The 7393-nt window shown below is 73.4% G+C and carries 6 protein-coding genes and 1 pseudogene; 3 read left to right on the top strand and 4 right to left on the bottom strand.

All coding sequences use genetic code 11. The annotated features are described in order from the left end of the window. The 3 genes from ACTIR_RS21360 to ACTIR_RS0103060 form a co-directional block, all read right to left on the bottom strand. On the bottom strand, window positions 1–1136 hold a 1136-nt coding region (locus ACTIR_RS21360; protein WP_034238062.1), incomplete at its 3' end, for an MFS transporter. After that, window positions 1133–1774, bottom strand: coding sequence for a MarR family winged helix-turn-helix transcriptional regulator (locus tag ACTIR_RS21355; protein WP_411431310.1), 642 nt, complete (start codon window positions 1772–1774; stop codon window positions 1133–1135). The genes ACTIR_RS21355 and ACTIR_RS21360, both read right to left, overlap by 4 nt. Window positions 1775–1796: 22 nt before the next feature. Then, the gene (locus tag ACTIR_RS0103060; protein WP_026453185.1) at window positions 1797–2378 is read right to left on the bottom strand and encodes a YqgE/AlgH family protein; all 582 of its coding nucleotides are present in this window, start codon (window positions 2376–2378) and stop codon (window positions 1797–1799) included. A gap of 257 nt (window positions 2379–2635) precedes the next feature. On the opposite strand from ACTIR_RS0103060, the gene ACTIR_RS0103055 reads away from it, so the two are divergent. After that, window positions 2636–4555 (top strand): TNT domain-containing protein, encoded by a 1920-nt coding sequence (locus ACTIR_RS0103055; RefSeq protein ID WP_026453184.1) that lies wholly within the window; start codon window positions 2636–2638, stop codon window positions 4553–4555. 70 nt (window positions 4556–4625) lie between these two features. Here ACTIR_RS0103055 and ACTIR_RS0103050 read toward each other — a convergent pair whose 3' ends face one another. Then, window positions 4626–6113 carry a CCA tRNA nucleotidyltransferase gene (locus ACTIR_RS0103050; protein ID WP_084789290.1) on the bottom strand — a complete coding sequence of 496 codons (1488 nt, stop codon included), beginning with the start codon at window positions 6111–6113 and terminating at the stop codon, window positions 4626–4628. Between the two features lie 102 nt (window positions 6114–6215). Between ACTIR_RS0103050 and ACTIR_RS0103045 the strand changes: the two genes are divergently transcribed. Continuing rightward, window positions 6216–6728, top strand: coding sequence for an NUDIX hydrolase (locus tag ACTIR_RS0103045; RefSeq protein ID WP_026453182.1), 513 nt, complete (start codon window positions 6216–6218; stop codon window positions 6726–6728). Next, window positions 6725–7393 (top strand): annotated as a pseudogene (locus tag ACTIR_RS26200) (DUF6049 family protein); the annotation flags it as partial. The gene ACTIR_RS0103045 and the pseudogene ACTIR_RS26200, both read left to right, overlap by 4 nt.

Here is a 7393-nt window from a genome sequence, read left to right as displayed (position 1 = left end):
AACGCGGCCGAGGAGGCCCCCGCGACGAGCCCGCCCCGGAAGTTGCCCAGGTCCGGCCCGGCGACACCCACGACGTGCTCGACCGAACTCACCCGGCCGCGGTGCGAGTCGGGGACGGCCAGCTGCACCAGCGCCCCGCGGGTGACGACCGCGACCGTGTCGGCCGCGCCGGCGACCGCGAGACACCCCAAAGTGAGCCACAGCGGGCCGGCCAGGCCGAATCCGGCGATCGCGAGCCCCCAGACACCTGCCGCCAGCAGTTGCGCGAGCCCGACCCGCCGCACCCGGCTGAACAACCCGGACACCGACCCGGCGGCGACCCCACCGACGGCGATCGCCGAGAGGAACAGCCCCAACGTCTCCGGCGCACCGCCGAACCGCTCCGCGTTCACGGCCGGGAACAGGGCGATCGGCATGGCGGGAACCGTGGACAGCAGGTCCGTCAGCACCGCGCCGCCCACGACGCGACCGCGCAGCACGTACCGCAGGCCCTCCCAGGTGGCACGCGGCCCCGGCCGGGAACCCCCACCGTCGGGCCGCAGGGACGGGAGTCCGGCGATGCCGTAGATGCCGACCAGCAGGGTCAGCGCGTCGACCGCGTAGCACAGTCCCGCGCCGCCGTGCGCGGTGAGCACACCCCCCAGCGCCGGACCGGCCAGCATGGCCGCCTGGAAGCTCAGGTTCGTCAGCGCGAGTCCGGCCGCGACCTCGTCGGCGGGCAGCAGCCCCACCACGAACGTCTTCCGCGCGGGCGCCCCGAGCCCCTGGAACCCGGCCTGCGCCCCGACCAGCACCAGCACCACCCACAGCGATCCCACCCCGGCGAACGCCTGGGCGGCGAGCAGCACGGCCGCCAGGAACTGACCGGACGTGGTGGCCACCACCAGCTTCCTACGGTCGACGGCGTCCGCCAGCGTGCCCCCGACCGGGCCGAACAGCACCATCGGCAGCGCCTGCGCCAGTCCGATGGCCCCCACGGCGACGGAACTGCCGGTCAGCTCCCACACCTGCGCGAGTACCGCCACCACGGCGAGCTGGTGCCCCAGCGTCACGCAGGTGCCGCTCACCCACAGCCGCCGGAACGCCGCCGACGAGCGCAACGGCCGGACGTCGGTCATCCGGTCGAGGAGTTTCACGGGAAACCGGGCCGCGCGGACCCGGGAGGATCGCCGGGGCCGGAGTCGCCGAGGCCGGAGTCACCGGGGCCGGAGCCGTCCGGGTCGGAGTCACCGGGTGCGGACCCGTCGAGGTGCCGCACGATCCGGTCGCGGAAGGAACGCCGCGCCAACGCGGCCTCCATGTCGCGGACCACCTGCCGGAGTGGGTAGGGCAGCTCGGCCTCCAGCTCCTCCGCCGCGCGTTCGGTGGCCAGCCACTCCGCTTCGAGGAACGGCACCAGCTCCCGCGCCCGGTCGGTGAGCACGACCTCGCGGGTGCGGGCGTCCCGGCCGGGGCGGGTGGTCACCATCCCGTCGGTACGCAGCGCGCCGACGGTCTGGCTCATCGCCGAGTGGGTCACCTCCAGCGACTCGGCCAGCTGTCGGATGGTCATCGGGCCGCGGCGGGCGAGGCGGATCAGCGGCATCGTGAAGCGGGGCTGCACGCGCACCCCGCGTTCGGTGTAGAGGCGGGCGATCTCCGCCTCCATCGCCTGACGCAGCCGTGCCAGCGGGCGCCAGAAGTCGAGTTCCGTCGGGTCGTCGGGCCGGGGCGGTTCAGGAGGTCGGGACGACGTCACCCCGAGATGACAGCACTTGTACAAGCACTCATACAAGTGCTGTTACATTCGCCGCGGCTCAGTTGCGCTGCAGATCACCCGGATGGGTGGCCAGGAACGCGGTCGGCAGGCCCTGCCTGCGCAGCACCTGACTCCACAGATCCCCGTCCGGGGTCGCCAACACGTCACCCGGCAACGCGGGCACGATCAACCAGTCACCCCGGTCGATCTCCTCGGCGAGCTGGCCCGCGTCCCAGCCCGCGTATCCGGCGAACACCCGCATCCCGCGGACCCGTTGCACCAGCGCGTCCGGCTCGGCGTCCAGATCGACCAGCGCCACCGGGCCACGGACCGCGATCACCCCCGGCACGCTCGCCGCCGTCTCCCCGGTCCGCAGGGCGGCCAGGCACAGCGCCGTCTTCTTCTCCACCGGACCGCCGACGAACACCGACCGGGGCGCCACGACGTGCTCGCCCCAGTTGGGCAGCACCTCGTCCACCTCGACCTCGCTGGGCCGGTTCAACACGACCCCGAGCGTCCCCTCGTCCCGGTGGTCGATCACGAAGACCACGGTCCGGCGGAAGTTCGGGTCGAACATGGTGGGGGCAGCGACCAGGAGTGTTCCCGGCTCAACCTCGGCGTCCGCTCGCACGCCCGCCATGATCCCATCACGGGGTCCTCCCGCGCGGCACGGCGTGCCCGTCGGGGAGGTACCCGGCGGGCCGTCGGTGCGATCGGCACTCCCGCCGCCGCCCGTTAGGGTGAACCTCCGTGAGTGACGCCCCGCCGGACCCGGCGCGCCGATCCGCCGTGGTGCCGTGCTGCTCACACCTGCCCGCCCTGCCTGCGCCGGCGAGCCCCCGCGCGGTAAAACACGGGTGAAGTAACCGGGGACACACTGACGAGGGGGACACTACGGTGCGCTACCGAGTGGAGGTGCCCGACCGCCCGGACGCGTTGTACGCGCTGTGGGACGGTCGGATCTTCCGTGCCGACCGGTCGACGACGGACGGCACGGTGAAGCTGGTGACCCTGGAGGGCGAACCCCCACCGGAGGGATTCGACGCCGGGTCCGAGGACGGGCCCGCCAGGGTGGTGCCCGCCGCGGACGTCCCGGACACCTTCGCCGTACACACCTACTGCGACCACGACGACGAGTCCTTCCGGCTCCAGCCGTCCCCGGCCGGCGGCGCGCTGACCCTGCGCTGGGCGGGCACCGACCCGGACACCGCCCGCGACCTCGGACTGACCGAGATGACCACCACCGTCGACGACCCGGACACCCTGACCGCCCTGTGGCAGGAGCGGCACGACTTCGCCGACGACGACGCCACCCGCAGCGAGCCCGGCAGCGGCGACAGCGGGGCGCTGCTGCGCGCGATCGGCGCCACCCTCCGCGACCACCTGTCGGAGGGCCGGGAACGGGTGGCCGCCCGCTTCCGGCAGGTCGGGGACTACTCGGAGCTGGAGGTGCGGGCGGTCGCCGAGGACGTCCTCGTGTTCCTGTCCCCGCCACCGCAGCTCGGTCAGCTGTTCTGCCAACTCCGCTCGGCGATGTACGAGGCGGGCACCGGGACCTGGTTCCAGGGCACCTTCACCCTCGACGCGGACGCGAACTACGACTTCGACTACGACACCGAGACCGAGCCCGACTGGCGACTCGGCCCGGACGGCCGCACGACGACGGCGAGCTACGAGGCCGAGCTGAGCTACTTCCCCCGGGAGAACGTGCCCGTCTGGCTCGCGGCGAAGGCGGGCGTGCCCCTGGACACCCGCTTCCGGTGGGCCCGGGTGGTGGACAGCCACGCGCCGGGGGAGAAGCCGGTGGTGAACCGGCCGCCGGTACCGCAGGAGGAGGTCCGGGCCGTGCTCGGCTACCTCTACCGTGCCCCGGTCGCGCTGGCCCGCCCCGGCGCACTGCCGGACGTGTTCGTCCCCGGCCCGCCGAACGTGCCCGACGCCTTCCACACCGACGGGACGTGGGTCTGGCCCGCGGCCGTACCGCACTACCTGCGCAAGTACGGCGTGCCGCCGGAGGACGACCTGCTGGAACACATCCGGGCGCAGAACCACCGTCCGCCGTACGTCGAGCCCCGGGTCCGCGCCACGGTCGAGGCCGACGTGCTCGGTAACCCGCGTCCCCCGCGGACGACGGACGACCTCACCGATCCGGACGCCGTCACCCGGGTGCACCGGGGCGAGGAACCGGCCCGGCCGCTGCGCGCCTCCGAGACACTGCGGGTGCTGCGCACCCGGCTGGCCGAACACGGCGTGGCCGAGCAGGCCTACCGGATCGGCGGGACCGCCGACGGCGCGTGGTGCCTGCACCGGACCCCGGACGGCTGGGAGGTCGCCCGGTACGCCGACGGACACCCGGTCGAGCCCCGCTACTTCCCCCGGGTGCACGCCGCGGCGGAAGCGCTGCTCGGTGCCCTGCTGCTGTTCCCCGGCCGGGCGTGGACCGACACGTCACCAGCGGCCGGGGCGGCGCCGCCCGAGCAGGCGACGGACTGGCCGATCCTGCCCCTGACCGGCGAACCACCGCTGACCTTCTACGGGGGCAAACGTTTGCTCACCCTTCCGGGCGGCACGGTGCTCGACCGTTACGGCAACGAGCAGGGCAACCTGACCCACCCGCTCGACACACCGTTCCCCGAGACGTCCCTGACGGTCGACCGCGAGTACGAACGGCACCGCTACCGGGTGTTGCGCCCCCTGCGCGTGCTCGGCGGAGTGACCCGGCCGTGGGGGCCGTCCCCGGGCGGCGCGGTGGCGTACCTGCTGCCCCGGGCACTGACCCACCACCTGGAGACGGGCGCACTCGAACGGGTGTCCTGAGCACCGGCCCGTGCGCACGACCGGGAGGCCGCCGTTCCGTCCGGCCGCCGGTTCCCCCGGTCGGCTCACCTCACTCCGGCAGCTCGATGCCCTGCTCGGACGCCCAGCGGTGGAGTTCGGCCACGGCCTCGTCCCGGTCGAGCGGGCCGCGGTCGAGGCGGATCTCCTTCAGGTGTTTCCAGGCCTGGCCGACGAGCGGCCCGGGCTTGAGGCCGAGGATCCGCATGATCTCGTTGCCGTCGAGGTCCGGGCGGACCCGGGCGAGGTCCTCCTCCTCGGCGATCCGGGAGATGCGCTGCTCCAGGTCGTCGTAGGAGCGCTGCAGGGCGGCGGCCTTACGCCGGTTGCGGGTGGTGCAGTCGGCGCGGACGAGCTTGTGCAGCCGCGGCAGCAGGTGGCCGGCATCGGTGACGTAGCGGCGCACCGCCGAGTCGGTCCACTCGCCCCGGCCGTAGCCGTGGAAACGCAGGTGCAGGAACACGAGCTGGGAGACGTCGCTGATGACGTCCTTGGGGTAGCGCAGGGCGCGCAAACGCTTGCGCACCATTTTCGCCCCCACGACCTCGTGGTGGTGGAAGCTCACCCCGCCCCCCGGCTCGAACCGCCGTGTGGCCGGTTTGCCGATGTCGTGCAGCAGGGCGGCCAGCCGCAGCACCAGGTCGGGTTCGCTGGTCGGCTCGTGCGAGGTCTCCAGGTCGATCGCCTGGTCGAGCACGGTCAGCGAGTGCTGGTAGACGTCCTTGTGCTGGTGGTGTTCGTCGATCGCCAGCCGCATCCCCGGCACCTCGGGCAGCACGTGTTCGGCCAGTCCGGTGTCCACCATGAGTTCCACGCCGCGCCGTGGGGCGATGCCGGTCAGCATCTTGGAGAGCTCGACCTGCACCCGTTCCGCCGTGATCCGCTTCAGCTCGTCGGCCATGTCCGTCATGGCGGTCACCACGCGCCCGGCGGGGGTGAAGCCGAGCTGGGCGACGAACCGGGCCGCCCGCAGCATCCGCAGCGGGTCGTCGGCGAACGACTCCTCCGGGGTGGCGGGGGTGTCCAGCGTGCGGCGGGCCAGCGCCTCCAGACCGCCGTACGGGTCGACGAACGTCTTCGTCGACACCTCCACCGCCATCGCGTTCACCGTGAAGTCCCGGCGTACGAGGTCGCCCTCGATGGTGTCGCCGAAGGCGACCTCCGGGTTGCGCCCGACGCGGTCGTAGCTGTCCGCCCGGAAGGTGGTGATCTCCAGGGTCGAGCCGTTCTTCGCGGCACCGACCGTGCCGAACTCGATGCCGGTGTCCCACACCGCCTCCGCCCAGCCCGCGACCAGGCGCTGCACCTGCTCGGGACGCGCGTCGGTGGTGAAGTCGAGGTCGGTGGACAGCCTGCCCAGCAGTGCGTCGCGCACGCTGCCCCCGACGAGGTAGAGCCGGTGCCCGGCGGCGGTGAAGCGGGCCGCGAGGTCGTCGGCGATCGGCGAGACGCGCATCAGCTCGGCGACCGCGTTCCGTTTGGCCTCGGTCAGCCGCTTGGCGGTCGCCGCACCGTCCGCCCCGCTCGTGCGCTCGTTCACGCTGCTCCCACTGCCCAAAAGTTCCCCTTACTACACGGCCGGACCGACACGGACACGCCCGAGCCAGGGTACCGACGGCGCTCGGTGCTCTAGCATCGCAGCATGCCTGGATCGGCCGGTCGCTCCGGTGGCCCGAAACCGGGACGCCGGTCCCGGCGCCGCCGTAACCGACGGCTGACCACGGTGCACGAGACCTCGGCCGGGGGCCTCGTGGTGGACCCCGGCCGACGGCACGCCGTGTTGATCGGCAGACTCGACCGGCGGGGGCGGTTGCTCTGGTCGCTGCCGAAGGGGCACATCGAGGGCGACGAGACCACCGAACAGACCGCGGTGCGCGAGGTGAAGGAGGAGACCGGGATTTCCGCGCACGTCCTGCGAGAGCTCGGCACGATCGACTACTGGTTCGTCGCCGAGCGGCGCCGGGTGCACAAGACGGTGCACCATTTCCTGCTCGAGGCGGACGGCGGCGAGCTCTCCGACGCCGACGTCGAGGTCACCGAGGTGGCCTGGGTGCCGCTGGCCGAGCTCGACCGGACCCTGGCCTACGCCGACGAACGGAAGCTCGTGCGCAAGGCCGGGGCGCTGATCCGGCACGACCGGACGGGGGAGTCGTGAGCAGGCTCGCCGGCTTCGCGCTGACGCTCGTGCTCGTGCTCGGGCAGACCCTGCTCGGCGCGCCGTTCGCGGCGTCCGGTGCGGCGGACCCACGGCCGGCGGGTCGGCACGCCGCGGAGGCCGACACCTCCTCCGGGGTCCGGCTGCACCTGGACCGCATGACACCGCGACGGGTCGGACCGGACGACGCGACCGTCACCCTCGCCGCCACCGTCACCAACACGGGGGACCGGCCGATCTCGGACCTCGTCGCGCGGGTCCAGGCGGGCCCACGCCAGACCGGCGCCGGGACGCTCGGCAGGACACTGGCCGATCCGCCCCCCGCGGGCGCCGGGTGGTCCGACTGGGTCGGTGTCGCCGACCGGCTGGAGATCGGGGACAGCGCCGAGCTGTCGATCACCGCGGACCTCGCCACGCTCGGGATCACCGACCCGGGCGTGTACCCGTTGCTGCTCAACGTCAATGGGACCCCGGCCTACGGCGGCCCTGCACGGCTCGCGGTGGCCGATCTCCTGCTCCCCGTCCTGGGCGGGCCCGGCACGTCGGACGGCGCGGCGGGCAGGCCCGTGTCGTTGCTGTGGCCCTTCGCCGCGCGGGAGCCGAAGGTGGTCTCCGACCCGTACGGCGGCCCGGTGGTGCTCTCCGACGACGCGCTCGCGGCCGCG

Source organism: Saccharomonospora iraqiensis subsp. iraqiensis (assembly GCF_000430445.1).
In the GTDB taxonomy this organism is placed as follows: Bacteria; Actinomycetota; Actinomycetes; order Mycobacteriales; family Pseudonocardiaceae; genus Saccharomonospora; species Saccharomonospora iraqiensis.
Note: the sequence above shows the minus strand (reverse complement) of the source record. Positions and strands in the feature narration are given on the sequence as shown.